The organism is Nocardia sp. NPDC004068, assembly GCF_042874315.1.
In the GTDB taxonomy this organism is placed as follows: domain Bacteria; phylum Actinomycetota; class Actinomycetes; order Mycobacteriales; family Mycobacteriaceae; genus Nocardia.
The window spans coordinates 25,017-51,530 of sequence record NZ_JBIAMW010000026.1; the positions used below are offsets into that span (position 1 = coordinate 25,017).

Here is a 26,514-nt window from a genome sequence, read left to right on the forward strand (position 1 = left end):
CTCACTACTAGGAACTTAGTCATGCAGCCACACCTACCCTATGCCCCGCCCAAGTTCTCTCCTGAGCTCCAATGCGCGCTGCAGCTCCAACTCCCTCGCCCGTGTGACGTGCGGCGGCTCCTTCGGGCGTTCTTTGACCGCTTCACTCGGATCCGCTTGCCCAACGGTGTGAAGAAATTGATTCAACGCCATTTCAGGCGAGAGTCCGCGGTCAATATTTTTCGCAACCTGACCATAATGGAATATCAACGAATTAAGGGGGATCTCCACTCGACCCTGCCCCGGCATCTGATACACGAGCGTTCCTTTTTCCATATTTCGATCGACCGGGTCTTGCGTCCGAACGAGCGCATATAGTTCTGGATCCATGGTACGAGCTTGACCTTGAGTAAGCTGCAGCGCCGGCACTCCCACCGTTCGATTGTGTTCCAGGCGCATCGCTTCCTTTGCTATCGTCTCGACCGATCGTCCGTACGCCTCTATTCGCTGAGCCTCCAGCACTGGGACTACCATCGCCGCCTGCTCGGCACTCAAGCCGAGCACCTCCAACTGGCGATCCTCGAGATTCCGTTCGTGTTGGATCGCTTGCTGAATGTTTTTGTGCGCTTGAAGAACAACGTCGGGGTTAGGCAGTTCTATTCCGAGATCGATAGCCCGCTCGATCGCTTGAGCTTGCTCGTGAATCTTTTGAATAAACAGCTCCCGTTGTAAACCTTCCAGCTCTCGCGCCGCCGCTACTTTCGAAACCACCTGTCTAACAATTTCATTTGAATAAGCCTGTCTCGCCTTTTCCAAAGCGCGAGCATGCTCAATAGCCAACGACTCTTCAACACGCTCTCGATGACCCGCGCTCAGTCCGATTTCATCGAGCGCCCGGGCTTCCATTTGCTGTTCATATTGGAGCGTCCGATCGATAGAGTCAAGGTCCGCCAGAAGGACACTCAGCTCCGGCGACTTCCCTTGAGCAATTTCACCTTCCAGCTCTCTGACTCGGTTCAGATGATGCTGTATATACTGACTGCGTTCCTTGACCAGCGCCGCCCGGAATTCCGATACCCTCTCCGTAGCAGCGTGGATAAGTTGCCTTTCTGCAACCACTAGCTGCGCGATGGCTTGAGCATTCCGTTCCTCTAGACCGATCCGTACCGCTTGCTCGGCTGTGGGCCGCAAGTCGGCGAGGTCCAGGTCTCGTAGCGCGGCCAGCTGATTCTCGAACTCAATTCTTTGACCAAGCTCCAAATGTCCCCTGGCGGAATCAATTTTCGCGCTGATCTCTGCCAAGGGGCCTTCGTTTTCGAGAGCATTCCACACGAGGTCCATGGCCTCACGTGCCCGCACGAATTCCTGAACTGCGAGAAGGTGCGATGGACGACCGCTGGCGAAGTCCAGAGCCAACTCCACGATCTCCCGCTCACCAGGTTGCAAGCTACTCAGCCTGCTCTCGAGCTGCTCCGCAAGGGAACGGGTCAGCTCTTGCTCATGGGCAGTAACGAGATCATGGAAAGGTGTCGGAACACGTGCGATTCCGCCGATGTTCTCGATCCGCATTGGAACACCATCACGCACCAAACCATACGATGTAACCGTGACATTTCCGTTGATATCTGTATGAACCTTATACACCTCATACTGAAGAGTGCCCTGCTGGAAAGCGGTCAGCAATTCTTGTTTCGCCTGCAGTAGCCGTTGCCCCTCGATACTTTGAGGATCAATACCGCGCGCGAGCATTTGCTCGGGGGTTTCGCTGAGAATTCTTCCGATATTCTGATCGATTTCCAAGGTTCGCGCCGTATGCTCGGGCGAGCATTGCTCCGCGCGGCCTACTGGCGTATCAGCGCTTTCAAGATCTGACCCGACCCCCTTGTTCTCGAATATCAAGAACGTCGGAGGTCGATGTTCGTTTGCAGGGAGAAAGGCCGCCCGATCAACGGTTTTATTTCCATCGAACGCGCCCTCGTACGGGGTGATAGTGATGGCCTCGGGGAAGCGGTCGAGCTGGAAAGCCGCTCCACCGAGGTCACCGAGGTACTTCGACGCAGCAATCTTGTCCACATTGAGTTGGTGATACTTTTCAGCGGTATCCATCATCTCGTACAAACGCACGATTTTAGCTTCTTTTTCAGAAGCACTCAATGTGTGATCGCCGTATACCTGCCCACTCAGTTCAGCAATTTTCTTGTCGAGACTACTCAGCTTCAGATCATTGATGTCAGTGATGCCAAATTCCAACATTGTCCGTTGAGCATGTGCCAGGAGCAGATTCTGATCGATACCTTGCTGTTTTAGCCGCTCCTCGGACGTCGACAAAATTTGTTGGCGAAGCTCCTCATTTTCAACTGTATGCGTCCAGCTGGCCTCAGGCATGGCTTTAAAGCTGACGTCCTTGCTGGCTAGATGGTCGGAGACAAAGCTACCCTGCTCATCATGAAGCATGTATTTGCTGTCCCGGAACGTCCCCAGAGGGTCGGAAATGTCATGCAGCCTGCCATCTCTGGTGCGATAGCTACCCGGCCGATCACCTGGTTGATGTAAGAGGTCGTCCGCACCCCGATGCCAGCCCTTAGGCGGCGGAAGATCGTCGCGTTCCGGAATCGCCGGGACAGGCTTGTCACTCGAAGAACCGTCAGGAATGCTGTACGGCTGCCACGGCTCAGGAGTAGGACGAGATCCGGCGCGTTGATCGTCGGGATCTGAGGATTTGTGGCCTTCTGGATCAAGCCTCGGTGACGCATCTGAGTGATGTCCGGGCGGGTTCAAGCCGGATACATTGTCGAGGTCCGGTCTCAATGGCGGCACGGAGGGCGCTGGCTCGATGCCTTGACTCCATCCACGCGCCGGGTCGCTGGCGCCGCTATTCGCAGTCGGATCGGGCGCCCCCTTTCCTGCGGCATCGGAACTTCGTTCCGCAGAGTGTGAGTAATCATGGTCCGCCTTCTGCGGTGAAAACTCCTGACGAAGAGGCAATCCCAGCCGTTCACCCACACTGGGGCGTAGATTTCCAGAATCTGGTGGTCTCTCCCACTGAATGTCGTACGGATTTGGATGCCACGGTCGATCACCAAGTGGACTTCGAGACGCATCATCCGAAGAACCTGGGCGACCCTCCGGATCCTCGGACGCTTTGCTTCCGCGCATCTCGAAATCCGGGCTCGGCCATAAGGAAGGTGTACGAGTCGCACCGCGTCCTTCGACTGATGCTGCCGTCAGTCCTCGAAGGTCCCCTCCGTCGGCCACGTGCCGCTCTGACGGCTTTTCCATTCCGTCCACGACACGACGTTCATCGCGGTCGGAGAATACGGATGGTACTCGAGAGTGTGCTTGTTGATCTTCAGTCGATAGTCCTCGCGATCCTGTGGAGGCTGGGTCAGGCTCTGCGCTCGAACGTGGTACTCGATCTCCTCCGAGCTCTCCTGGATTCTTTGGATCTTCAAACGCAACTGTGGGGGGTAAATCTGTCGTCCCCCGGTGGGCTGGCCCGTTCGAATCGCCTCGTCGTACATCTTCCCGATCGTGATCGGATCGAGGCTGGGATGTGTCGTCACTACGCCGTTCTGCTTGTTCACGACCAGGTTCGGCGAACCCATCGCCGGATTGGTCAATGTATCTTCCGGTGCGGCCTTCCGGCGGCACACCCATCCGTGCTCGCACTGGATCGCTTGGAATTGTGTTGTCGTGCCGAAGATCTCGGACAGGTACTGCTGGACTTGTTGGATGGTCCGGAGTTGCGGTGGCAGCGTGATCTCCTCTGTCGGAGTCGATAGTCATGAACAGCAAACCGACCGATTGATCGGTCAAGCTACGCGGTGGCTGGTCGGAAAAGGTGCCGTCTTGCGGATCCCACCACACCGGTCCGGTAGCGTCACGCGGATAGACAATGACGGTGGCATGTCCGGCCCCGATCTGGGGTGTACCGTCGGCGTTGTACACGATCGCGCCGTTCGCATCCCGAATCGGCCAAAGAGTGCCGACCAAAGCGGAGGAACCGGGACCGTCCTGCCGCATGCGCTCATGCAGCGCCTGGTACTGCTCGGGTATGGCGCGACCGTCCTGGTAGTTTTCCCATGCACCCCCGATCCAGGCCGCGATCCGTTCCGGAGACTCTCCTCGCGCAGCGGCCTCGTCGAATTTCCCGTTGGGGAGACGGTCGATCCAAATCGGCGCAGAAACCTGAGGCCGACCATTGAACGAGGACAGCGCAGCAAGTGCACTATCAATGCAATTGACATTCCTGCCCAAACGTTCGGGACCACCATCGTTGATAAGCCGCCCGTAGGGATTGGTGCGAGGATCCGCATAGACGAGAAATTGATTACCATCGCGAAGAGCATCCTCAACGGCATGCTGATACTCGGCCCTCTCGACGGGCTGAAGACGGCCAGGACCGAACACCCGCGCTTCTGGCAAACCCTCCAACGCCGCAGGGGTGTGCGCCTCGGCGATCTCGTTACTGAGTCGGCGGAGATCCTCCGGACTCAGCCGAGTTGGATCCGAGGTCGCTGGCAAAGAGAGTTGGTCGCGTAACTGCGTCGCGAGCGAATACGGATGAAGCGATCCGGGGGTGTCATCGACGCGGATGTGCATGTCCGCTGCTGATGGATCCAGTGTCGGCACGAGATCAATGAGCACCCAGTCGCCTGACAGCAACCGGTGGCCGCGGTTGAACATCAAATCCGCCGCGAGTTGCGCGTTTTCCCACGCATGTCGCGTCTGTTCGAGAGACAAGTGGTCGGAGCTCAAGTGGACTCGGATACTCACTACGCCAACCGATTGGCCGGAACCTGCAGGATAACGACGGAACTCATAGGCAGGTCCGGCGTTCGCCCCGCGGCCGCCGCGGACGTGAGTTGCGGAGCCGTTCTCCGGTATTTGCAGGCGGTAGTACTCTCGCGCTTGCTGAATCTGGTGCGCGTCCTGAATTTCTCTGTGAGTCAGGGGTTCCGGCGCACCTCCAGGGTGGCGATATCCGCCGACTCCAAACTGGTCAAACTGGTCAGTCCGAAGCGGAACATTCTGCCGATCTAACGCCCCTTCTGAGCGACCGGAAACCGAGGGGCGCGAATCTTCATATGCCGGTGATGCGTCGGAACGCAGATTCGGTGCGGACGTAGACGAGTGAATCTCGTCTGCCGCAACTACATCGGTGGCACGAACGCGGCGAGATGAAGATGGTTCCTCGGTCGAAGAAACGTGCGCTGGGTCGTGGTATAGAGGCCGAGATACGAAGGGAGCCTGAGCTGACTCACGGGCTTCCGTTGCCGACAGCGATGCCGGATCGTCGACACGGGTTGGCGCTATCTGGAAGTGTCGTCCTTCTCGCGTCCGATCCGATTCAGCTCCGATTCGGTCCATGCTTGCCAGATCTGGATCTGATCGTCGGTGGCCGGGCGCCGACCCTCCTTCTCCAATTCGGCGCGATGAGCGTCCATCCTCTGAATCACTTCTCGATTTTCGGGGGTATCCATCGACTTCTCCATCGTAGGACCGAGGAGCTTGATGGCTATTCGTTTCATTTCCTCGGGCGAGATGGGCATCAGGATTCCTTCCGAGATCGATGAGATGGATGACGTATTTTCCGTCGTCGTGAGAGACCTTCTCGACGTAGAACATGTTGCCCGGAGGGAACACGACGTCATCCTGCTGGTAGCTCGCCCAGGAGACATCCTTACCGTACCGGGAATCAATTACGAGCTCGATATTCCCGCCAGGGTTCGACGCTCCCTTATCTGCGACACCGAAGCCGGGATCGCGCGGAGTGGAACCGGGTTTGTAATCCTCGAGAAATTTCTCCAGCTTCACCGGGTCATCGATGTAGAGCGATCGGTAGACCACACCGACATGGTCAGGCATTTTGTTGTAGGCGGTGACGAGAGCGCGGATCTCGGTGTCGTACTGTTCGAGTGCTCGAACATCGCCGTTTCGAGTCGCATTGTTAACCGACTCGTTCAGACGCAGGAACTGGTTGCGCCGGATCAGATCGACCTCGGCGGTGGATAGTTCGGCGAGCTCTGGATGTTTGCCGATCTGCCTCGCACGGAGATCGGCAGCCTCGGGGCCGATCGTCTGTCTACGAGAGTACTCGTAGGCCGCAGAGTAATCTCGGTAGTGCGGATTGTTGTAGTACGGCTCGTCTTCGACGGGCAACCCGAAACGTCGCAAGTGGCTCCGCGCCTCGGCTTCGCTCGATTGCACGTCCTGACGCGGCATTCTCGGCTCGTCCGGGCCGAAAGTCGCGCCGGTCCTGGCGTCACGAGCAGGAGGTGGTGCCGAGAGATTCGTTTCCAGGCTTTGGCCTACACCATCGGTCCGGCGGTCGGCACTGACTGGGTGAGAACGACGATCGGGGATTTCGCTCGAAGGGCGCTCAGGGACGCGATTGCTCTGCGGCTCGGCGTATCGACCGGTGCCCTGCCTCCCTGCCGTCCGCTCGTCCGAATGCCGCGGAGTAGAAGAAGCTGGCGGATTGGTGCCGATGGAGTGACTCCGATCGGTGATACCTGCACGGCCGGTGGCGTCGTCACTTTCTCGACGCCGCGTCGACGGCGGATTGGGAGCCTCGTATGCCGTCTGTCCGCGTGTCACCGCGGAATCGGCCGATTGCCTTGAGCCGCCGGCGATTTCGTCGATTGACGTTGACGCCGTTGCTCGTTCCGGTCGACCATCGTCGACTAGGGCAGGAGGAAGATCGATAGGCCGCGACGCCAGAGAGGAGCGATCGCTCGGATGGGCCCTCAACTCGACCCGACCAGGAGCCTCCGCTGGCGCACGCGATGCGGCTGGCTGTCCCGGCCGGTCGACTGACGCAGTATTGCTCGATGTCGCTGTTGATTCCGCTGCTCGCGGTACCTGGCGATCAGACGACTGGGAGATATTGGAGGCGGCAGTTGCCGACTGACCCGCTACGTGGTTGTGCTCGGAAACGGGTAATCCCGCGCCGCCGACATTCATGCTCTGTTGGGAAGCAACCGGAGTTGACCGATCGCTTAGATTGCCGATACCAGACGAATCCTGATGGGCTGCCCGTGAATCTGCCGGACTGGACTCGATCGAACCTGCATGATGCCCAGTCAAGGTTTCCTGGGCGGCGCTGAGCGCGGAAGCTTGGACAGGAGCATCCTGAACCGTCGGACTCGTGCTCGCGAGGCTCGCCGCAGTAGTGCTCGTGTCATTCGAGTGGGATGGCCCATCCGCGATGGCGGGGGTGTCGATTGTCGCTGGTACTGCGGTTGTAGACGGCATAGCCGAGGACGGGATCGTGCTCGCTCCGACTGAGGAGGCATCGGTAGATGGCGGCTGAGCGTTGGAAGTATCTATGGGAGCTGCCGTCGGGGTCTCGTCGCGAGCGGATACGCTGACCGGCCCCGCGCCGACCGGTTCGGTGAATGCTGCAGCGGCAGATCCAGCATCGAGGTGTGGAGTGGAATCGACGTGAGGCCCGGCGTTTTCGGGGCTGTGGCGGCTGAGACCACCGCCAGCACCTTCGAACAGGGTACTGGTATCGACGTGACCGCCCGAGGTGACCGCGGATCCTGCGGTATTACCGATCACGTTCCCGGGTACCTCGGACACTGCACGACTCACTATGCCGCCGAGCGAATTGGACTCCAGAACATCGCGTCCCACCACATTTGCCATGCCATCCAGCATTTTGGCTCCGATCGGAGCCGCGATGCTTCCCGCTACCGCGCCGACTCCGGCGGCCGTCCCAACAGATGACCAATCGAGTCCCTCGCGGTGACCTTCGGCCATCTCGATGCCCTGGGCCGCGAGATCGGTGCCACCGCCCATGGCTGAACCCACGGCGGCACCGGTTCCTAGGCGAAAGGCCAGGCGAGAAGCGGCACGTTCAGCGAGATAAGCCGCACCCTTGGTAGCGAGTTTTTCGAGAAGCTCCGCAACGGCTCTGCGGATTACGAGCTTGACCGCAACGGCGGCGGCAGCACCGGCAACAGTCCCGATACCTGGAATAAACGTGATCACCAGCGTGCCGAGCGAGATATAGATCGTCAACTTGGCGTGTTCGATGTCGGCGGCACCGTGCTCGAGTTGTCTGGCGAAGCTGTCGCAAACTCTGATCAGGTTCGCCAAGTTGCCATTGTCGCCGCCGATCTCCTGCCAATAGCTCTGTAAGGCAGCATGAGACTGCCCATCGATCGCCGAGAGGGCCTTGCCCATAGATTGATCGGCAGGTTTCTGAAGTTCTTTCAGCGCTTCCGCCATGTCAGACCAGTGCTTGGCGGTCCGTCGCATAGCGTCTTCATCGCCCTCAGGCCAGTGCCCGAGGACGAAATCCATGAGGAATCCAGGGATGGGCGGCCGCCATAGGGTCACGAGTTCACTCCCTACGACCGACGGTACTGCTCGGAATTGGCCTGGTCTTGGGCCTGAACTGCATTCGCCGTTCCAGCGATCTTGTCGCCAGTATCTTTGAGTCTCGCGGCCAGGATCCCGAGAGCGGTGAGGGCTTCTCCGACGCTGCCTGGCCCGTCGCCTTGCGGGTAGTGCTGTTCGAATTGCTTACCCGGATGGTCGCTGCCCCAGCATTTGCCTTCGGACTGGATACCTTGTTTCAGCTTCTCCAGAGCGGATTCCACATCCAGGCCGAGCTGCGCGAACTGCGGCGCTACCGCTCGCAGACGCTCTGGGTCCGCCCAGAAGTTCGTCACGGTTCTACTCCCTTATCAGGTACATCTCGTTCGTGTGCTTGGACGCGTGCCCTACGCGTTCGGTTCCTACATCGGGATCAGTTCGACTTGTTTGGTCCCCTAGAGGTCCGAAACTCGTCGGAGAGTTGGGCCTCGGCCCGACGCAGGCTGGGTGCACCGGGTACAAGTTCGTTGAGGTCGGCCGCGCCGTCGAGAAGAGACTTGATGGGTGCGAGCACCTCTTCTTGGGCTTGTCCGGCAGCGGTTACCGCTCCGTGGATTGCAGCGTTGATTTCCTGAGAGAGTTGCTTCGGAGTGCTGCGTTTGTAGGCGTCGTCTGCGATCGTGATCTCGATGACCTGACCGGACGCGTTCACTGTCACCCGAGCGAGGCCGTTTGGAGATGTTGCGTGGACCTTCATCGCCCCGAGCTTGCGGTGAATCTCGTCCAATTCATCGACTTCACGGTCATATTGCTCATGGATCGAGTCCAGCACTCGACGCAGCCCCGCGTTCGCTGACCGAATCTGCTCCCGCTCCCAGTCTTCCACAGGTCACCTTCCGTTGGTTGCTGTGCGCGACGAGAACGCTGGCCCAGAGCGGGCTATCCGCTCAACCCTGGAACGGGATTCGGCATCGAAATTAATCGCTACACCGCGGCTTTTCAGTCCCCGCGCTGCCCGCAGCGGCAAATCCCTTGTTTCGGGTATGCCGGTACCAAGTCCCGCACTGATAATCGGAAATCCGAAGCTCCTGGCGCGCGCGTAGATTGGGTTCACGCGGACTGCTGAGCTGGTTACGTCAGCCATGACTTCGGCGGCCCGTACCCTTCACCATTGGCCTCGTCCTCCTCACTCCAATCAGACGGTAGAACGTACTGGGGCTCACCTCGCTTGTGAAGGTTCGCACGGGCCGGTGGACGGACGAGGGCCTTATCTGGAGGGCTGCCGTACTCGATCCGCTCTTCGCACGAGGAAGGTTCGTCGGTGGATCGCTGATCGTTGGTGGCCAACTCCCTCGTAAGGGTCGCGAAAATTTCCGCACCCTCACGGGCTGTCCTGGCGTCCGATTCGAGGAATCGCCGGTGAGTCGCGCGGGCGGCGGCCGTGTAATCAGCGAGGATACGGTCCATCTCGGCCGCGTAGTTCCTCATCGCTTGTCTCCCATGTCGATCTCGATCTTCACCCCATCGGCTTGGACGACGGGCGCGGTGAACAGCGGCGTGGATTCCGAAACAGACTGAGCTTGTTCGCGATTGACGGTTTCGGAGTTCGCGGCGGGCGGTGGAGGCGACGATTCGGGAAGCCCGTGAAGGTTCTCGACAGAAGCCAACATGGGGGCTCCTGGATCGTCGATCATGCCATCGCGGCCGGGCAAGGCCGCCCACAAGGGTTGTGGTGTCACTATGCCGCTGGATCGACGTTCGGCGTCCGGACTCCCCTTTCCACCTCCCGCGCCCGCGGCCGGCGATCCGCTCATCGGCATCCCCGTCTGCGGTATACCGCTCGCCATTGCCGGGTCAGGCGTCGGCAGGGTCGGTGGCGTGGCGACCGAGCCGACGGTTTCTGCCGCGGGTCGAGCTAGCGGGAGGCCGGGTTGCGCCGCACCAGCAGTTGAATTCGCGCCCAGCGCGCCCCCAGCTTCGACAGCGTTGCTCCCGCTGCGACCGACAGGCGGCTCATCCGCTCCTCCCGACGAGCCGGAGGCTACGGATTGCGTTGACGTCGTAGTGTTTTCGGTGAAGAACGGCTTCCCGTCCTTTACTCCCACCGAGTATTGCCGCAACTTTCCATCCGGAGTGGTCACCGCGGCGGTAAATGTTCCGTTCGAAGCCTGGGCCAGGGTGAGCTTGCCACCGGGAAGCTCCAGACTCGCCAGCGTTCTCGATCCAGCGATCTCGTTCGGACTCACGCCGGGGACATCCCTCACTGCCCCGGTATCGAGGTTCGGCGTGGCGACTCCCGCAGCAGTGGTGGCCATTTGACTCAATCCCTGCTGAAGCGAGCCCTGCAGCTGGCTGAGACCCTGCTGCACGGCTTGTCCTGCCTGCCCCGCTAACCCAGCCAGCCCTTGCAGCGGGCTGTTCACCGTCGCCGCCGGAGTCACCGGCACGGAGGCCCGCTCAGGAATCGACCTCGTCACCGGTGAGACTTCCCCCGAATCGACGTTCGCCGCTTGCGTACGTACCTCACCCGGGACTGCGGTCGGGGCGGGTCGCCCCGGCGGGTTGGGTGCGGGTTCGTCGCGGGGTTTGGGAAATGGCGCCTGGTCGTGGCTGTCCAGCAGTTCTATGACCGGTTTGTATGCCTGACGAATGTAATAATCAGCGAGCGCGCATTGATGGACAAAGGCCGTGAATGCCTCCTGCACCGCGAACCGAAAATGATCGGACAACCATTGCTGGCTGATATCACGGATCTTTCCGAAGTCCCTAGCGGCTTTTAGTTCCACCAAATGGAACTGCTGTTTGACAGCTTCAGGCGTATTGTAATTCGCGTCGTGTTGATTCGCTGCGACAGTGATGATTTGACTGACCGGATCCTCGAACCCGCTCAGTCGCATCGCATGGCCCGCAACGGGGCATTGTGGGCTGTCGAATCCGGCGACAAAACTCGCCTTGTCCCGGACGATTTGCAGCAGTACGTCGGGCAGACCGGTCAAGGCCGCGGAAACCGCTTGAAGATACTGGGCCTGCTGTTCGGCGTGAGCGTGGAAGCCGACGAGATGGTCTGAAGCGGCCGCACCGGACTGACCCTGCCAGTATTCGGGCACCGCGGTCGCCACCGACGACAAATCGGCTGTAACCTGCGCCGCTCCGGAACGAGCATCGTTTCCCACCGCGGCAGTGGTGATACGGGACGACAACTCACGCAAGCTAGCCAGGTTCATGCTGCGCTGTTGGTCGTAGTACTTGAACTCCAGCCGCCGGATCTCCTTCATGGGATCCCCTGCCGCGTCGATGGTTTCAGCACCCACCTTCTCGCCCCCCAGGTCCAGCGCCGGCACATCGATCCGGTCGAACCCCGGAAGCTTCACGATTTCGTACACCCGGTGGTATCGCACCAAGGCGAGCTCGAACCACTGCAATCCCGGCGCCGCACTGTCCAGCAGCGCGTTGACGTCCGTACCGGTGATCTTCGCCTTGTCGTTCCAGATCGGCTGGTCAGGATTGAAGACGTTCGCCCCGTCCTCGCGGAGAAACCGCTCCAGATCCTTACGAGCCTTGTCCAGACCACCCTCATACGTCTGTTCGTACTGTCGAGGGTTCGTCACTGCGTACCAGCCCCACCGACTGGTTCCTGGAGCTGGCCACGGTTGCGTTCCTCCGTGGCGGTCGTCATGCTCACCGCTTGGCGGAACACGTCCACCGTGGCGTTGGACGCGTCCGACCAGGAATGCAACATCGTCACGATGCCGTCAACCACCGCCGCCAACCTCGTGCCCTGTTCCAGGTAATCCTGACCGGTATGAGCGGGATCGAAACCGACCTCGCTGATCAGCGCCGCATGCTCCCGCATCGCCTCGGTCGCCGGCTCGATCGCCCTAGCCATACCTAGCACTGACTCCGGAACGAACAGCATGGCCCCTCCCTCATCATCTGATCCCGCTCTGACCCACCTGAGACGGTCCGTCACACTATCACCGCAGGCACTGGGGATCGACCCCTATCTGGGGCGCCACATTGGTATGCCGTTGTCTCACAGCGCTTTTAGTCAAACACACCTCCACTCTTGCTGCATGCCAACCAGCAAAACGACCTACAGGATATGAATGGAGACGTTCTGCCAGAGAGCCTACAAGGCACCATGGTTCGACTACTCGTTCGTCGTTCCGTCCGTCTTCTTGTTGTAGTTCGCGAGTTCGAACAGAACGGCGCCAAAAATTCGCTCCAGATCTTGGTTCAGTTGCGCGGCAGCGATCCGCCAGCCGACGTGCAGGCCGCTGTATGCTTCGGCACTCATGCCTCGCCAATCCTGTTGCGCCCGAACCAGTAGCGAATCAGCATGGTCGAGCTGTCCTGCGACAAAAGTACGCAGATCCTCGAGGACGACCTTCGCTTCGGCAAGGTGCTCGATATGTGCGTTGTCACCAAAACTAGGATCCTGACCGGTCACAGCATCTCCCCGCGCGAAGGCTGCCCCAGGTCTCCAACCTTGTATCGGTTCCGGAAGGCAGCGGCTGCATCGTTTTCCGTTTGATGGAATATTCCCGCAGCCGAGCGAAGAAACTCACCGAGCTTGTGTAGTCGCTCGAGGCATGCCAGTCCTTCCTGATAGGCTCTGTCCCAATCGTTTCCAAAGTCGGCAGCAGCTCGACCTCGCCACTCGCGGGTCAGCGCCGAGATAGTTACGTCCGCTTCAATGAGCCGATTCTTGACCGCAGTGGCAGTAGTCATCACCTCGCGTCCAGCTGCATCCATCTCCGAGATCTCGCCGCCCACTACATGAGAGTTCGCAGCAGAGCCACCTTTGCCATCGTTCGATGCCGTCGTATCGTCGTTCAAGTGCACCCACCTAGCCCGTCCCTCAAGGCACCGCTCGCAGTGCCGTCGACGCGGCGATTCTCACACAGATGATGCGGACGCGAAAGCAGCTTCTCCAGTCAACTTCGTTGCTTTGCAACACCTTTGAGCTTCCCACATGATGCTGCACTAGGTCGGACTCTCACGATCGGCATGCCGACGGCAGAATCTCCTGAGGGCTCGACCAGTCGGGTGGAACCGAAGGGCGCCACGCAACGGGGCCGGATCGTCCTATCTGATTTCATAAACTGTCCCACACTAGCCAGGAGCACCCCGGCTGCCGTTTCGGTGATGCGCTGGAGTACTCCGCTGCCCGCTGAAACACCCGTCCTCGGCCTCGGTGAGTGCCACAGGTTCGGGCTCGTCCCCCGCGCGCGGGAACACCTCTGAGGTTCCCCCCGAACCGTGGACAGTTGGTTACGCAGCGTTCGCTGCGACTGTCATGATGGACTGCTCGTAGCGGATGGGGCTGATGCCGCCGATCGCGGAGTGTCGTCTCGAAGTGTTGTACCAGTGTATCCATTTGTCAACTGCGGCAACGAGTTCAGATTTACTGGCGAAGGTGTGGCGGTAGTAGAACTCATGTTTCAGGGTTGACCACAGCGATTCGGAGGGACTGTTGTCCCAACATATGCCAGTAGCGCCCATCGACCGGCGAAGGCGGTGACGTGCGCAGGCTTTCGCTGTGAGGTGGGCGGTGAACTCACCACCACGGTCCGAGTGCAGGATCGTGCCATCGACCTGACCGCCGCGCACCGCGACGGCCTGCTCGATCGCGGTCTCCACCACATCGGCGCCGATGTGATCGGCGACGGCGTGCCCGAGTACCCGCCGGGTATGCCCGTCCCGGACCGCACATAAGAACATGTCGCCTTCACCACAGGTCAGGTATGTGAAATCGGTGGTCCACACCGCGTCGGGGCGGCCCTGGTCGAACACGCGTGAGACCAGATCGGGCGGGAACGACGCGACCGGATCGACCACTGTCGTGCGGACTTTGAACGTGCGCGGGCTGATGCCCTCGATCCCGATCTCGGCCATGATCTTCGCGACGGTCTTGTAGTTCACGACCTCACCGCGTTCGCGCAGCTCGTCGGTGATCCGCGGGGACCCGTAGGTGCCGTCGGAGTCGGCGTGCACGTCCAGGATCTTCACCGCCAGGTCCGCGCGCCGCTGCTGCCGTGGCGTGAGAGGCGTTGCCGCCCTGCGTTTCACGTGCTGGTAGTAGCCCGACGTCGATACCTTCAACAGGCGCGCCATCCGGGCGATCGAGAATCGTTGCCCTCGGGGGAATTCGTGCCGGCGGTCTCGGCGATATTGTCGGGGCCGGCGTACTTCACCATCAGATCGAACCGGGCCGGTTCTTCTGCATCGCGGCAAAGTACGCCGAAGCTTTTGACAGGAAGGCGTTATCCTTCTCCAGCTCGCTGACTTGCCTTCGGAGCCTGAGCAACTCGGCCCGTTCCGCGGCATCCAGGGGCTTCTCGCCGTGCACCTGCGCCGCGGCGATCCTGCGCCGCTCGTCTTTCACCCACGTACCCAGCAAACTCTCGTGAATACCCAGTTCCCGGGCCACTTCGGCGACCGTGCGACCAGAATCGATCACACGATGCGCAGCCTCGACCTTGTACTCGGCCGTGAACGACCGACGCTTACGAGGAGGCATGAGGACATCATTTCAACAGGACCGGTCATCCTGTCAACTCGGTGTCCACCGCCCGGGGGAACCTCACTCGGCATCCTCGCCTGTGCGAAATGTCCACACGGCTCATCCCCGCGCATGCGGGGAGCACGATGGATCGGTCGGCCCCACGCAAGGCAGCGTGGGCTCATCCCCGCGCGTGCGAGGAGCACCGGCACGTCTGCCAGAGCACGGGCCTCGACCCGGGCTCATCCCCGCGCGTGCGGGGAGCACCTCGCTGATCTCTAAAGAGGATCTCGACGCCCGGGGCTCATCCCCGCGCGTGCGGGGAGCACGTGGATGAGCGTCCCCCGGCTGGGTCAACTCTAGGCTCATCCCCGCGCGTGCGGGGAGCACTGCACCCGATGCCGGATTGCAGTCGCTGTCGCGGGCTCATCCCCGCGCGTGCGGGGAGTACCCAGCCGCCGCGTCCACCGCAGTGCACGCACGGGGCTCATCCCCCGCGCGTGCGGGGAGTACGGACGCTCCGCGAGGGGAGCGTCCCGTTTCGCGGGCTCATCCCCGCGCGTGCGGGGAGTACACCGCCGCGTGAATGACCTTCTCGACAATCCCGGGCTCATCCCCGCGCGTGCGGGGAGTACTCCGCGGTGGCCGCCGGACTCGCCTTGCGCGCGGGCTCATCCCCGCGCGTGCGGGGCGCGGGCTCATCCCCGCGCGTGCGGGGAGTACCAGACCCCGCGTTTCGTGGACGGCCCGGTCGGCGGCTCATCCCCGCGCGTGCGGGGAGTACGTCTGTTCGGTAGCTGATCCAGGTTGCTCCAGGGGCTCATCCCCGCGCGTGCGGGGAGTACTATTCGTCATCTCAAGCAGCCCGATTCCACGGTGGGCTCATCCCCGCGCGTGCGGGGAGTACCTTGTTCGCAGCGACAGGTCCAGGTACTCGCGGGGCTCATCCCCGCGCGTGCGGGGAGTACACTTGTTGACCAGCAGCGTTGTAGCGTCAGATCCAGTATTTCATTCACTTTCGAGCGGCCTGGCGAGTAACCGATCACTATCGTGCGTGCTCGCAGGCAGGTTGCACCCATCGGGACCTCCGCCCTACCGTAGATTGGGAGCGAATCATCCCCTCCCGGCACCCGAATTCGGAACCGGACGACTCTACGTCAAATCGCAAAGTCTCGATCCCGCCGCGCCCCTTCATAGGGAAGCGCACGCGAGTTCCACGTGCGCCGCCAGACCCTCTCTCGATGGCAACCTCATGGCTAACTCTCGCCGCGTTGCCAGAGCAGTCGCTCGTCCCTTGGATCGGACCTGTACAGCGGCGCAATTCCAAGGAGGCGATCATGGGCGCTGGCAGACCCCCGCTACCGATCGGCACGTGGGGGAAAATCAGGCGGACCTGTCTGGGTCCCAATCGTTGGGTGGCGTCGTGTCAGATTCGGGATATCGACGGGATCACCCGCAAAGCGCGCAGGCACACCCCGCGCGGAGTGAAGGATATTCGCGGGGCCGCGGCCGAGCGGGCGTTGATCCAACATCTCACCGAGCGGGTCCCGCCCAGTAACAGCATCATCACTCCCGAAACCACCATGGCCGACCTGTGGACGGCTTATCGCCAGCACTTGGTCGACCGCAAGCGGAGTTCGAACACGCTGCAGCGCAACGACATCAACGCCAAGCTCATCGTCGCGGGACTCGGTGGGGTGCGGGTCCGGGAGATGCAGCAGACGCAGCGGGCCGAGGAGTTCATCCGGCGTATCGAGAAGGACAACGGTCCGGGGGCGGCGAAGTCGGTGCGCGCCACACTGTCCGGAATGATGAGCATGGCCGTGCGCTACGGTGCCCTCGTCGCCAACCCGATCCGAGAGACACTCCCCGCCGACACCGGCGGCCGCAGACCGGCACGGTCGCTCGAAAGCCGAGACGCCGTGGAGATCCTGCGCGGAATCTCCACCTCGACCGCACCGTGCCCGCCGATTCGCAAGGGCAGCGACGGGCGACCACATCAGCCGCGTTACCGGGTGCCCACCGTGGCCGAATACTGCCACAGACACGACATCGTCGATGTCATCTGGGGCTTCGCCGGGACCGGCCTCCGAGCCTCGGAGCTGTTCGGGCTGCTGTGGGAGGACTTCGACCCGAAGAAGAAGACCATCAAGGTCACGGGCAAGGTCATCCGGGTCAAGGGCCGGGGGATGGTGCGTATCACCGAGGAGAACAGCAAGCACATCCATCGTGAGATCGCGCTCCCCACGGTTCTGGTCGACCGTCTGGTTCTGCGGCAGCAGACCGGACGGCCGAACGACCTGGGCCTGATCTACCCGTCGGAGGCCGGCACGATCATGGACCCCACGAACTTCAACGACCAGTGGCGCCGCGTCCGCAAGGCGCTGGGTTTCGACTTCGAGTTCGACATCACCGGCCACACCTTCCGCAAGACACTGCTCACGATCGGCGACGACGCGGGGATCTCCGCGGTGGCGCTGGCCGACCACGCCGGGCACAGCGAGGCCTCGATGACCCAGAACACCTACCTGGGCCGCAAGCGGGTCCGTTACGAGATAGCAGCCGCGGTCGACGCGGCGCTCGGACCCCACGCGCCAGCAGAGACCAGCAGGCCCCACAAGGCGATTAATGGACTATTTTGTGACCCCGAGCATGAAAAATGGCCCAGGTCTGAGAGACTTCCGTCTCCCTGACCTGGGCCGCTTGTAGCGGGGACAGGATTTGAACCTGCGACCTCTGGGTTATGAGCCCAGCGAGCTACCGAGCTGCTCCACCCCGCGTCGGTGAATAGAACATTACACACGGGTTTGCGGTAACTCCAAATCGGCTGGTCATGACGGGTTTTCACCGCGCGAAGGATGATCATGGGAGGGATCCGGGGCGGACCCGAGAGGGTGAATGTGATCGAGGTCACTCCAGAGAGGGCAGATTCGACAGGGTGGGCCACCCGGGGACGGGAACGTCGCCCAGCAGGCCGACACCGCTGAATTGAAATGGGATCGATTCGGATTCGACCCCACCCAAAGCGGCGTACCGGTAATTCGCCCCCGCGCACACGCGCGTCGCCAATGCAATAGCCGTAAAACGTGACTCGAGTCACTATCACGGCGTGATATGGAACACATAACGGCTAGGTAACGTACCGTCCAGGATTCCCCTTCACAGCATAGCCAACCTGCATCAACACCCGAAACCCAGTTATTCGTTTCATGCAAATCTAGGAGTTATCAAGACGTGATCTGTTGAGATCCGTTCGTTATGGTCGCTCTCGGCCCGGATCAAACCGTGATGGGCGTCCGACCCGAACCGCTGCACGCCGGTGACCCTGTCCCGCGGTTCGGAGTTACCCCGACCTCCTGGGGGCAGGGTCATGCCGCAAGGCGTGTCGGTGGGCGCAGGGAGGGAAACCACCATGAACCAGAACCGGAAGATCAGCAGTCGCGTCCTCGGCGTTGCCGCCGTTACCGGCGCCCTTGTTGCCGTCCCGTTCGCCCTGTCCAGCACCGCTTCGGCCGCCGCCCACGACTGGGACGGCGTCGCGCAATGCGAGAGCGGTGGTAACTGGCACATCAACACCGGGAACGGCTACTACGGGGGTCTGCAGTTCACGCAGAGCACCTGGGCGGCCAACGGTGGCCACGGCAGCCCGGCCAACGCCAGCAAGGAGGAGCAGATCCGCGTCGCGGAGAACGTGCTCGCCACGCAGGGCGTCGGCGCGTGGCCCGTATGCGGTCAGTACCTGCGTTGGGGCGGCGGCTCCGACGATGTCGCGGAGAGCGCGCCCCAGGCCGACCCGGAGCCCGCCCCGGCGGCCCCGGCCCCGGCGCCGTCCGATCGCCAGGCCCTGATCGATCAGGCCAAGAACGCCGGCGAGCAGGCCGCCAAGCAGTTCGGTTTCGCCGACCAGTACCAGCAGGTGCTGCAGCAGAACAGCGGACTCATCGACTCGCTGGGGCGCTAGCCCACAACGACACGGCGCTGCCATCGAAAGATGGCAGCGCCGTTCGTGTTTCGCGGGACGGTCAGCCGCCCGCCTTGTTGTAGTCGTCGATCGCCTTCTGCAGACCCTCCAGGGCCTTGCCGAGCTGCCCGAGATCGCCGGACTTCTGGGCGTCCTGGACGCCCTTCAACGCGTCGTTGAGCTGGCGCACCGCGGCGTCCTTACCGGCCGAACCCGTCGGCGGCGGGGTCACCGGAGTGCTGGGCGTGGTGCCCGGATTCGTCTGCTGCGGCGGGTTCACGCTCTGGGCGGGCGGACTGCTCGCCGCTTGGCCGGGCTGCTGGGTGGCCGCGGCGCCGAGCCCGTCGGAGACGTCGTTGAGGGCGTCGCCGAGGGTCGGCTGGTAACCCACCTTGTCCCCGTAGCTGGCCAGTACTCGGACCAACTGCGGGAACGATGCCGTGTTGGGTCCGGCGTTGCGTTCCAGATACCACGGCTCGACGTAGAGGATGCCGCCCTGACCGATCGGCAGGGTCAGCAGATTCCCGTATTTGATCTTGTTGGTATTGCCGCCGGTCAGGGTCGTGCGTTCGTTGGACACGCGCGCGTCGGTCGTCATCGACGTCTGTACCTGCTGCGGGCCCGGCGTCTGCGATTCGGTCGGCAACTGCAACACCGTGAACTTGCCGTAGTTCTCCGGATCCGAACTCACCGAGATGTACGCCGACAGGAACTGCCGCTTGTAGCCGACCATCGCGCTGGTCAGCTTGAACTGCGCCTTGCCCGACTTCTGATCGCCGATCAGGACGTAATAGGGCGGCTGGTTGGCATTGGTCGGGGTGTCGGAGGTCGGATCGCTGGGCACCGACCAGAACGCGTTGTTGGTGAAGAACTCGCGCGGATCGTTGACGTGGTACTTCGCCAGCATCTCCCGCTGCACCTTGAACAGATCCTCGGGGTAGCGGAAGTGCGCGCGCAGGTCCGGGGAGATCGCGCTCTCCGGCTTGACCGCGTTCGGGAACACACCTTCCCACGCCTTCAGTACGGGATCGTTCTTGTCCACCTCGTAGAGGGTCACCGTGCCGTCGTAGGCGTCGACGGTGGCCTTCACCGAGTTGCGGATGTAGCTGACCTCTTTGCGCGGCAGCATCCGGCCGGTGTTCTGGTCGATGCTGTCGGCCACCACGCCGTCGAGCGAGGTGCGCTGCGCGTACGGGTAGTTGTCGAGCGTGGTGTAGGCGTCGACGATCCACTGGATGCGGCCCTCGACCACGGCCGGATAGGCGTTGCCGTCGGCGGTCAGCCACGGCGCGACCTGCTGCACGCGGTCGCGCGGGTTGCGGTTGAAGATGATCTTGGAGTCCGAACCGATCGCCCCGGAGAACAGGATGTTGCGCTCGGCGTACTTGGCCGCGAAGGCCAGCCGGTTGAACCAGTTCCCGATCGGCACGCCGCCGCGCCCGGTGTAGCTGTATTGCTCGGTGGGCGTGTCGTATTCGCGGGGCGGCTGGTTGTTGCCGCCGACGATGGCGTAGTCGGCGTCGGACTTGGCGATCATCTCGCCGAAGTAGATGCGCGGCTGGTCGACTTTGATGGCCTGCTTGTCCTTCGGCGTGAGCAGATCGCTGACCGTGGACTGGTCGCCGACGTTGAAGGTCGGGTAACCGTAGCCGCCGCTGGAGTTGTTCCCGCCCGCGGCCGCCGAGGCCGCCTGCTGGGTCTCGCGCGGCGGGGCGACGTTGACGCGGTTGGCCGGGGAGGCCACGAAACCGTCGCCGTGGGTGTAGACCGTGTGCTTGTTGATCCAGTTGGTCTGGTTGCCGGACAGGTTCTGCGGCACCAGCTCTCGCGCGGCGACGATGTAGTCCTGCACGTCGCCGTTGATCGTGTAGCGGTCGATGTCGAGCGGATCGGGGAAGCCGTAGAAGTTCTGCAACTGCTGCCGCTGGATGAAGGTCTGGGTCAGCAGGTTCGGATCCAGCAGCCGGATGTTCTTGATGGTCTGCTGGTCGGCCTGGCTCATATCCGCCGAGGGGCTCTTGTTCTCGGAGTTCTTGTAGTCGACGTATTGAACATCGTTGAGCCCATACGCCTTTCGCGTCGCGTCGATATTGCGCTCGATGTAGGCCGATTCCTTGGTGGCCGCGTTCGGCCGGACCTCGAACTGCTCCACGATCAGCGGCCACACCGCGCCGACCAGGATCGACGACAGCACCAGCAGCGCCGCCGCCATCGCGGGCACGCGCAGATCGCGCAGCACGATCCCGGCGAAGAACGCGATCGCGCAGATGATCGCGATCGACATCAGGATCAGCTTGGCGGGCAGCACCGCGTTGATGTCGGTGTAGGAACCGCCGGTGAAGGTCGGCTCCTCGCGGGTGCTCGACAGCAGCGAGTACCGGTCGAACCAGTACGCGATCGCCTTGAGCAGCACGAAGATTCCCGCGATGATCGCCAGCTGGATGCGGGCCGGGCGGGTCAGATTGCCCTCGCGGCCCGACAGCCGCAGGCCGCCGAACACGTAGTGCGCCACCAGATTCGCGAAGAACGCGATGACCACCGCGACGAACAGCCAGTTCAACAGCATCTTGTAGAACGGCAGATCGAACGCGTAGAAACCGACGTCCAGGTGGAACTGCGGATCCTTCACCCCGAACGCGCCGCCGTGCAGGAACAGCTGGATGGTCACCCAACTCGACTGCGCGACCAGACCGGACAGCAGACCGACCACCGCCGGAATGCCGATGCCGAACAGCCGCAGCCTGCCCATGACCGTCGTGCGGTAGCGCGCGATCGGATCGTTGGGTCCGGCGACGGGCACGAACACCGGCCGCGATCGATACGCCACCAGCAGCGCGAGCCAGATGATCGCGCCGACCACGACGGCGACCACCAGGAACAGCAGGATCCGGGTGAGCAGCACGGTCGCGTACACGCGCTTGAAGCCGACCTCACCGAACCACAGCCAATTGGTATACGCGTCGGTCAGTCTCGGCCCGATCAGCAGCAGTGCCGCGATGACAAGGGCCGTCACCAGCAGCACTCGGCTGCGTCGGGACAGCGAAGGTAACCCTGTCGGGGGGCGCATGCCCACGATGCCACACTCCCAGTTCCAGTTGCGGGGTGATCCCTCACGGGACCGTTCGCGCCCCACTTTACGTAAATCGGAACGGCGGGGACCGCACTCCCTCGCTCGCGTCATCTCCTAGACTCTGCGCGCGTGACTCTGGACAACCCGGCCTCAGCCCTCTACCGCTGCATTCGTGACGTAGCGGAGTTCGCCGACGCGGAGGGATGGGACCGGCCGCCGCAGATGTTCGCCCTCGTTCCGACCGCGGATCTGGTGGCCGCGGAGCCGACGTTGCAGGACGAACTCGACGACGGCGCCGAGCTGACTCCGATTGCGCAGGAACCGTTTCCGGAGGATGTGGACGGCGATTCCATGGCGCTCGACGAATTCCTGGCCACCACGAGCTGGCCGCCCGCGGTGCGCGGTTGTGTGCTCGTCCAACAGATCGTCGTGCTGCCGCCCGATGCCGAGCAGACTCTCGACGACGCGATCGCCCCCCTACTGGCCGACCGCGACGCCGCCGATCGCGCAGCCGTCGACGCCGCGGTCACCCACCCGGGCCGCCGCGACGCCCGCCTGTTCGCCGGTGTGCTGCGCGAGGGAACGTCCCTGTGCCTGTTGCAGGTCCGCCCCGAGGACGACGAGGAGGACCCCTTCGGCGACATCGACCTGCGCACCTACCCGAACCTCGCCCCGAACCTGGTCGAGGCGCTGCGGCACACGCTGGAGAACGAGCCGGATTAGGTGGCGAGGGGGCCCGAGGGACGACTCGGACTCGCCGCGCGCGGTCAGCCGCAGCTCGGCGTGTCGCGGCTCGGGACCCTCGGGCCGACTCGAATTCACCGATCGCCCAAAGGGATGCGATCAGCCGTCGATCGGCGTGTCGCGACGCGTCGAGGGACCCGAGAGCCGACTCGAATTCACCCGGTCGCCCAATGTCCGGTCAGCCGCAGGTCGGCGTGTCGCGGCCCGCGGTGAGGGCGTCGAGGGACTGGACGGCGGTGGTCAGGGTGTCGACCTTGATCAGGCGCAGGCCCGCGGGGGTGCGTTCCTTGGCCTCGTTGCAGTTGTCGGCGGGGACGAGGAAGGTTTCCGCGCCCGCGTCGCGCGCGGCCATCATCTTGTACTGGATGCCGCCGATGGGGCCGACCTTGCCGTCGGGGTCGATGGTGCCGGTGCCCGCGATGAACTTGCCGCCGTTGAGTTTTCCGGGGGACAGCTTGTCGATCAGGGCCAGGCTGAACATCAGGCCCGCGGAGGGGCCGCCGATGTCGGCGAGGTTGAAAGTGACCTCGAGCGGGCCGTGCGGCACCTCCTCGGGCGTGACGCCGAGGTAGCCCTTGGTCGAATCATCCGGGCGCGCACCGAGTTTCACCTCGACGGTCTGTTCCACCCCGGCGCGCCGGACCACGATCGGCAGCACCGTGTCCGGCTTGTCGGCCTGCACCGACGCGACGAAATCGGCGGCGGTGGTGACGGGCTTGCCGCCGACCGACACCAGCTCGTCGCCCGCGCGCAGCTGATCCTTGGCCGGGCCGTCGGGGGTGATCGCGCGCAGCCGGACCGTCGTCGGGTACTTCAGGAAGTGCAGCGCGGCGAGTTCGGCGTTGTCCTCGGACTCCTTGAAGTCCTGCTGATTGGATTTGTCCACCTGCTCGCGCGGCACGCCCGGCGGATAGACCTCCGCGCGCGGGCGCAACCCGTACCGACCGTCGGCCCACAGCGCGAACGCCTCGAAGATATTCAGCCCGTCGCGAACGGACACCGTTGTCATATTGAGATTGCCCGAGGTCGGATCGAGCGTCGCGCCACGCACGTCGACGACCTGTTTGCCCTCGACCTCGCCCAGCGTATTGAACGTCGGACCGGGTCCTAGCGCGACGAACGGCACGGTGACGGCACTGCCGACGAGGCCGAGGACGAGCACCGGAACGAGGGCGGCGACGAGGGTCATGATCCGACGGTTCACGCGGCCAACAGTAGCGGCTGCCGATTCGGCACCCGCGTAATGTTTGGGGTATGAGCGATGTGCCCTTCGGATTCTCGAACCGCGACGACGATGACGACCGCAAGAAGCGGGACGAATCGTCGGGCGCCGGGGCGAACAACCCGTTCGGGGGGTTCTCGATGGGGGGTTCCGGCGCGGGCTTCGATCCCTCCCAGCTCGGGCAGATGCTGACCTCGCTCGGCCAGATGTTCAGCAATATGGGGCAGCCCGGTTCGCAGTCGGGTCCGGTGAACTACGACGTCGCCAAGCGGCTGGCCCGCCAGCAGCTCGGCGCGGCGATCACGCCGGTGTCCGCGGGCGCCGAACGCGCGGTGACGGACGCGGCGCATCTGGCCGAACTGTGGCTCGACGCCGCGACGACCCTGCCGACCGGCGCGACCAAGACCGCGGCCTGGACGCCCAACGATTGGATCGAGCAGACGCTGCCCACCTGGCGGCGGCTGTGTGATCCGGTGGCCGAACAGGTTTCGGGCATGTGGACGGCCACGCTGCCGGAGGAGGCCAAGGAGTTCGCGGCCCCGATGCTCGGCATGCTCGGGCAGATGGGCGGTCTGGCGTTCGGCTCCCAGCTCGGGCAGGCGCTCGGGCAGCTGGCGCAGGAGGTGCTGACCTCCACCGATATCGGTCTGCCACTGGGTCCGGCCGGGACGGCGGCGTTGCTGCCCGCGGCGATCACCGAGTTCAGCAAGGGGCTGGAGCGGCCGGAGAGCGAGATCCTGGTGTATCTGGCCGCGCGCGAGGCCGCGCATCAGCGGCTGTTCGCGCATGTGCCGTGGCTGCGGCAGCAGGTGCTGGGCGCGGTCGAGGACTATGCGCGCGGCATCCGGATGGACTTCTCGGCCATCGAGGAGGCGGCGCAGGGCATCGATCCGATGATGCTGACCGATCCGTCCAAACTGGAGGAGCTGCTGTCGCAGGGCACCTTCGAACCGCAGACCACCCCCGAGCAGAAGGCCGCGCTGGAGCGGCTCGAGACGTTGCTGGCGTTGATCGAGGGCTGGGTGGAGGTGGTGGTCACCGACGCCGTCGGCGATCGGCTTCCCGGCGCGGGCGCGATGGCGGAGACGTTGCGGCGCCGCCGCGCCACCGGCGGACCGGCCGAGCAGACCTTCGCGACGCTGGTCGGTCTGGAGCTGCGGCCGCGCAAGCTGCGGGAGGCGGCCGCGCTGTGGCGGCGGCTCACCACCGACGCCGGGCTCGAGGCGCGCGACGCGGTGTGGGCGCATCCGGATCTGCTGCCCGGATCGGAGGATCTGGACAATCCGGCCGGGTTCATCGACGGCGTGATCGGCGGGGGCACAGAGGTTTTCGACGATCCGCTGGCGCAGCTGGCCGAGACCGAGGCGCGCGAGCGCGAGGAGCGGGACGCCAAGCGGGGCGAATCGGGCGACAAAGGCGACGAAAAGGACTGAGCGCCGGGCACTTTCGTGCCGTGTGGAAAAGCTTGGGAAAACTTGTCGATTCGGGCGTGCCGGTGTCGCGCGGTGTTCGGGAAGTGGTCCGCGAGCGGGGCGCGGACACGTGGCTGTCCTCATGAGTTGCCCTGTGGATGAAGGTTTTTCCTGTGGATAACCAGGGCTTTCCGAGTCGGTGGGGTCTGCCTCGAGCGTGATACTCGTGGCATGACGACCACATATTGCCCACGCGGGCCGATGTTGCATCCACGACTGGCGGTGCTGCGCCGCCCGTCCGGCGAGGTTCAGTTGGGATGGGATCCCGAGCACGCCCTGGTGCTGCGCCCGCCCGGCACGAGTCCCGATGCGGTGCTGAGCTTTCTGCGCTTGCTCGACGGGGCGCGCAGCCATCCGCAGATCGTCTGGCAGGCGGGCCAGGTCGGCATCGAGGCGGAGGACGCGCTGGAGTTGCTCAGCGCACTGGATCGGGCGGGATTGTTGTTGCGGCCGTGGGACAGAGCCACCCGGGTGCGCGCGGTCCACATCCATGGCCGCGGCCCGCTCTCGGACGCGATCGCCACGGGAGCGCGCACACTCGGCTTGCGCCCCACCCGCTCCCGCGACTCCGATCCCACTTCTCCCATTGAGACCGGATCCTGCGATCTGGTCATCCTCGCCGACGCCCTCGTCCCCGAACCCCATATCGTCAACGACCTTGTCCTGCAACGCATCCCGCACCTTCAGGTCCGCATCCGAGACGGCCGAGGCATCGTCGGCCCCCTGGTCCTCCCCGGCGGCACCAGCTGCCTCCGCTGCGCCGACCTCACCCGCATCGACAACGACGCCGACTGGCCCCACCTCGCAGGCCAACTCCTCGGCCGAGTAGGCCACGCCTCCCCCGCCACCATCGCCGCCACCACCGCCCTAACCCTCCGCGACCTCGAACTGATCGTCGCCGGCGACACCACCCGCCCACCCGAAACCCTCGACACCACTCTGGAACTCGACCCCGAAACCCACCACATCTCCCCCCGCCACTGGTTCCCCCATCCGGACTGCGCCTGCCGAACCCTGCCGCCCCTCCCCTCCCAGCCCCCACCCACCTACGAGGACCCACCCATCCCAACCACCGCCCACATCCCCAGGACACCGCACGCCCGCAGCCAGAAGGCACCTACCGGCGATCCCCCGTACGGGGAGTGTCGGAATTTTTGTGGGCAGAACGGTGAATTGTCCTGCTAGTTTCCGGTTATCCGCTCACCATAGTGCAGGGCGAGCGTGTTGAGTATA

Annotated in this window: 16 protein-coding genes, 1 tRNA gene and 1 CRISPR repeat array; of the genes, 5 read left to right on the forward strand and 12 right to left on the reverse strand. The window is 63.2% G+C overall.

Annotated features, from left to right (window positions below; translation table 11 throughout):
* Window positions 1-33 precede the first annotated feature (33 nt).
* The 9 genes from ACFYTQ_RS36750 to ACFYTQ_RS36790 form a co-directional block, all read right to left on the reverse strand.
* Window positions 34-8,292 (reverse strand): toxin glutamine deamidase domain-containing protein, encoded by an 8,259-nt coding sequence (locus ACFYTQ_RS36750; RefSeq protein WP_387370904.1) that lies wholly within the window; start codon window positions 8,290-8,292, stop codon window positions 34-36.
* A 47-nt stretch (window positions 8,293-8,339) separates the two neighbouring features.
* The gene (locus tag ACFYTQ_RS36755) at window positions 8,340-8,663 is read right to left on the reverse strand and encodes a WXG100 family type VII secretion target (protein ID WP_387370906.1); all 324 of its coding nucleotides are present in this window, start codon (window positions 8,661-8,663) and stop codon (window positions 8,340-8,342) included.
* Between the two features lie 77 nt (window positions 8,664-8,740).
* Window positions 8,741-9,193 (reverse strand): YbaB/EbfC family nucleoid-associated protein, encoded by a 453-nt coding sequence (locus tag ACFYTQ_RS36760; protein WP_387370908.1) that lies wholly within the window; start codon window positions 9,191-9,193, stop codon window positions 8,741-8,743.
* Between the two features lie 598 nt (window positions 9,194-9,791).
* On the reverse strand, window positions 9,792-11,915 hold the full coding sequence (locus tag ACFYTQ_RS36765; protein WP_387370910.1) for a hypothetical protein: 2,124 nt from the start codon (window positions 11,913-11,915) through the stop codon (window positions 9,792-9,794).
* On the reverse strand, window positions 11,912-12,223 hold the full coding sequence (locus ACFYTQ_RS36770; protein WP_387370912.1) for a hypothetical protein: 312 nt from the start codon (window positions 12,221-12,223) through the stop codon (window positions 11,912-11,914). Before ACFYTQ_RS36770 ends, ACFYTQ_RS36765 begins: the two co-directional genes overlap by 4 nt.
* Before the next feature lie 234 nt (window positions 12,224-12,457).
* Complete coding sequence (locus ACFYTQ_RS36775; RefSeq protein WP_387370914.1) at window positions 12,458-12,757, reverse strand: hypothetical protein; 300 nt, start codon at window positions 12,755-12,757, stop codon at window positions 12,458-12,460.
* On the reverse strand, window positions 12,754-13,146 hold the full coding sequence (locus ACFYTQ_RS36780) for a WXG100 family type VII secretion target (RefSeq protein ID WP_387370916.1): 393 nt from the start codon (window positions 13,144-13,146) through the stop codon (window positions 12,754-12,756). The genes ACFYTQ_RS36775 and ACFYTQ_RS36780 overlap by 4 nt, the downstream gene beginning before the upstream one ends.
* 435 nt (window positions 13,147-13,581) lie before the next feature.
* Window positions 13,582-14,544, reverse strand: a complete 963-nt coding sequence (locus tag ACFYTQ_RS36785) for an IS3 family transposase (protein WP_387370918.1) — start codon at window positions 14,542-14,544, stop codon at window positions 13,582-13,584.
* A complete protein-coding gene (locus tag ACFYTQ_RS36790; protein ID WP_387370920.1) occupies window positions 14,507-14,830 on the reverse strand; it encodes a transposase in 324 nt (107 codons plus the stop codon). Before ACFYTQ_RS36790 ends, ACFYTQ_RS36785 begins: the two co-directional genes overlap by 38 nt.
* 98 nt (window positions 14,831-14,928) lie before the next feature.
* A CRISPR array of direct repeats spans window positions 14,929-15,780; the repeat unit is 26 nt; unit sequence GGGCTCATCCCCGCGCGTGCGGGGAG.
* Window positions 15,781-16,053: 273 nt separating this feature from the next.
* On the opposite strand from ACFYTQ_RS36790, the gene xerC reads away from it, so the two are divergent.
* The gene (gene xerC, locus ACFYTQ_RS36795; RefSeq protein ID WP_387370922.1) at window positions 16,054-17,505 is read left to right on the forward strand and encodes a tyrosine recombinase XerC; all 1,452 of its coding nucleotides are present in this window, start codon (window positions 16,054-16,056) and stop codon (window positions 17,503-17,505) included.
* A gap of 13 nt (window positions 17,506-17,518) precedes the next feature.
* On the opposite strand, the gene ACFYTQ_RS36800 is transcribed toward xerC, so the two are convergent.
* A tRNA-Met gene (locus ACFYTQ_RS36800) sits at window positions 17,519-17,592 on the reverse strand.
* 632 nt (window positions 17,593-18,224) lie between these two features.
* Between ACFYTQ_RS36800 and ACFYTQ_RS36805 the strand changes: the two genes are divergently transcribed.
* Window positions 18,225-18,773, forward strand: a complete 549-nt coding sequence (locus tag ACFYTQ_RS36805) for a transglycosylase family protein (protein ID WP_387370924.1) — start codon at window positions 18,225-18,227, stop codon at window positions 18,771-18,773.
* Between the two features lie 61 nt (window positions 18,774-18,834).
* Here ACFYTQ_RS36805 and ACFYTQ_RS36810 read toward each other — a convergent pair whose 3' ends face one another.
* Complete coding sequence (locus tag ACFYTQ_RS36810) at window positions 18,835-21,846, reverse strand: UPF0182 family protein (RefSeq protein ID WP_387370926.1); 3,012 nt, start codon at window positions 21,844-21,846, stop codon at window positions 18,835-18,837.
* Window positions 21,847-21,972: 126 nt separating this feature from the next.
* On the opposite strand from ACFYTQ_RS36810, the gene ACFYTQ_RS36815 reads away from it, so the two are divergent.
* On the forward strand, window positions 21,973-22,566 hold the full coding sequence (locus tag ACFYTQ_RS36815) for a PPA1309 family protein (protein WP_387370928.1): 594 nt from the start codon (window positions 21,973-21,975) through the stop codon (window positions 22,564-22,566).
* A gap of 199 nt (window positions 22,567-22,765) precedes the next feature.
* Here ACFYTQ_RS36815 and ACFYTQ_RS36820 read toward each other — a convergent pair whose 3' ends face one another.
* Entirely contained in the window at window positions 22,766-23,791 is a 1,026-nt protein-coding gene (locus ACFYTQ_RS36820) for a PDZ domain-containing protein (protein WP_387370931.1), read from the reverse strand.
* Between the two features lie 50 nt (window positions 23,792-23,841).
* Here ACFYTQ_RS36820 and ACFYTQ_RS36825 point away from each other — a divergent pair, with 50 nt between their 5' ends.
* Both ACFYTQ_RS36825 and ACFYTQ_RS36830 read left to right on the forward strand, forming a co-directional pair.
* Entirely contained in the window at window positions 23,842-25,242 is a 1,401-nt protein-coding gene (locus ACFYTQ_RS36825) for a zinc-dependent metalloprotease (protein ID WP_387370933.1), read from the forward strand.
* A gap of 210 nt (window positions 25,243-25,452) precedes the next feature.
* Window positions 25,453-26,466 carry a TOMM precursor leader peptide-binding protein gene (locus ACFYTQ_RS36830; RefSeq protein WP_387370935.1) on the forward strand — a complete coding sequence of 338 codons (1,014 nt, stop codon included), beginning with the start codon at window positions 25,453-25,455 and terminating at the stop codon, window positions 26,464-26,466.
* Window positions 26,467-26,514: the final 48 nt, after the last annotated feature.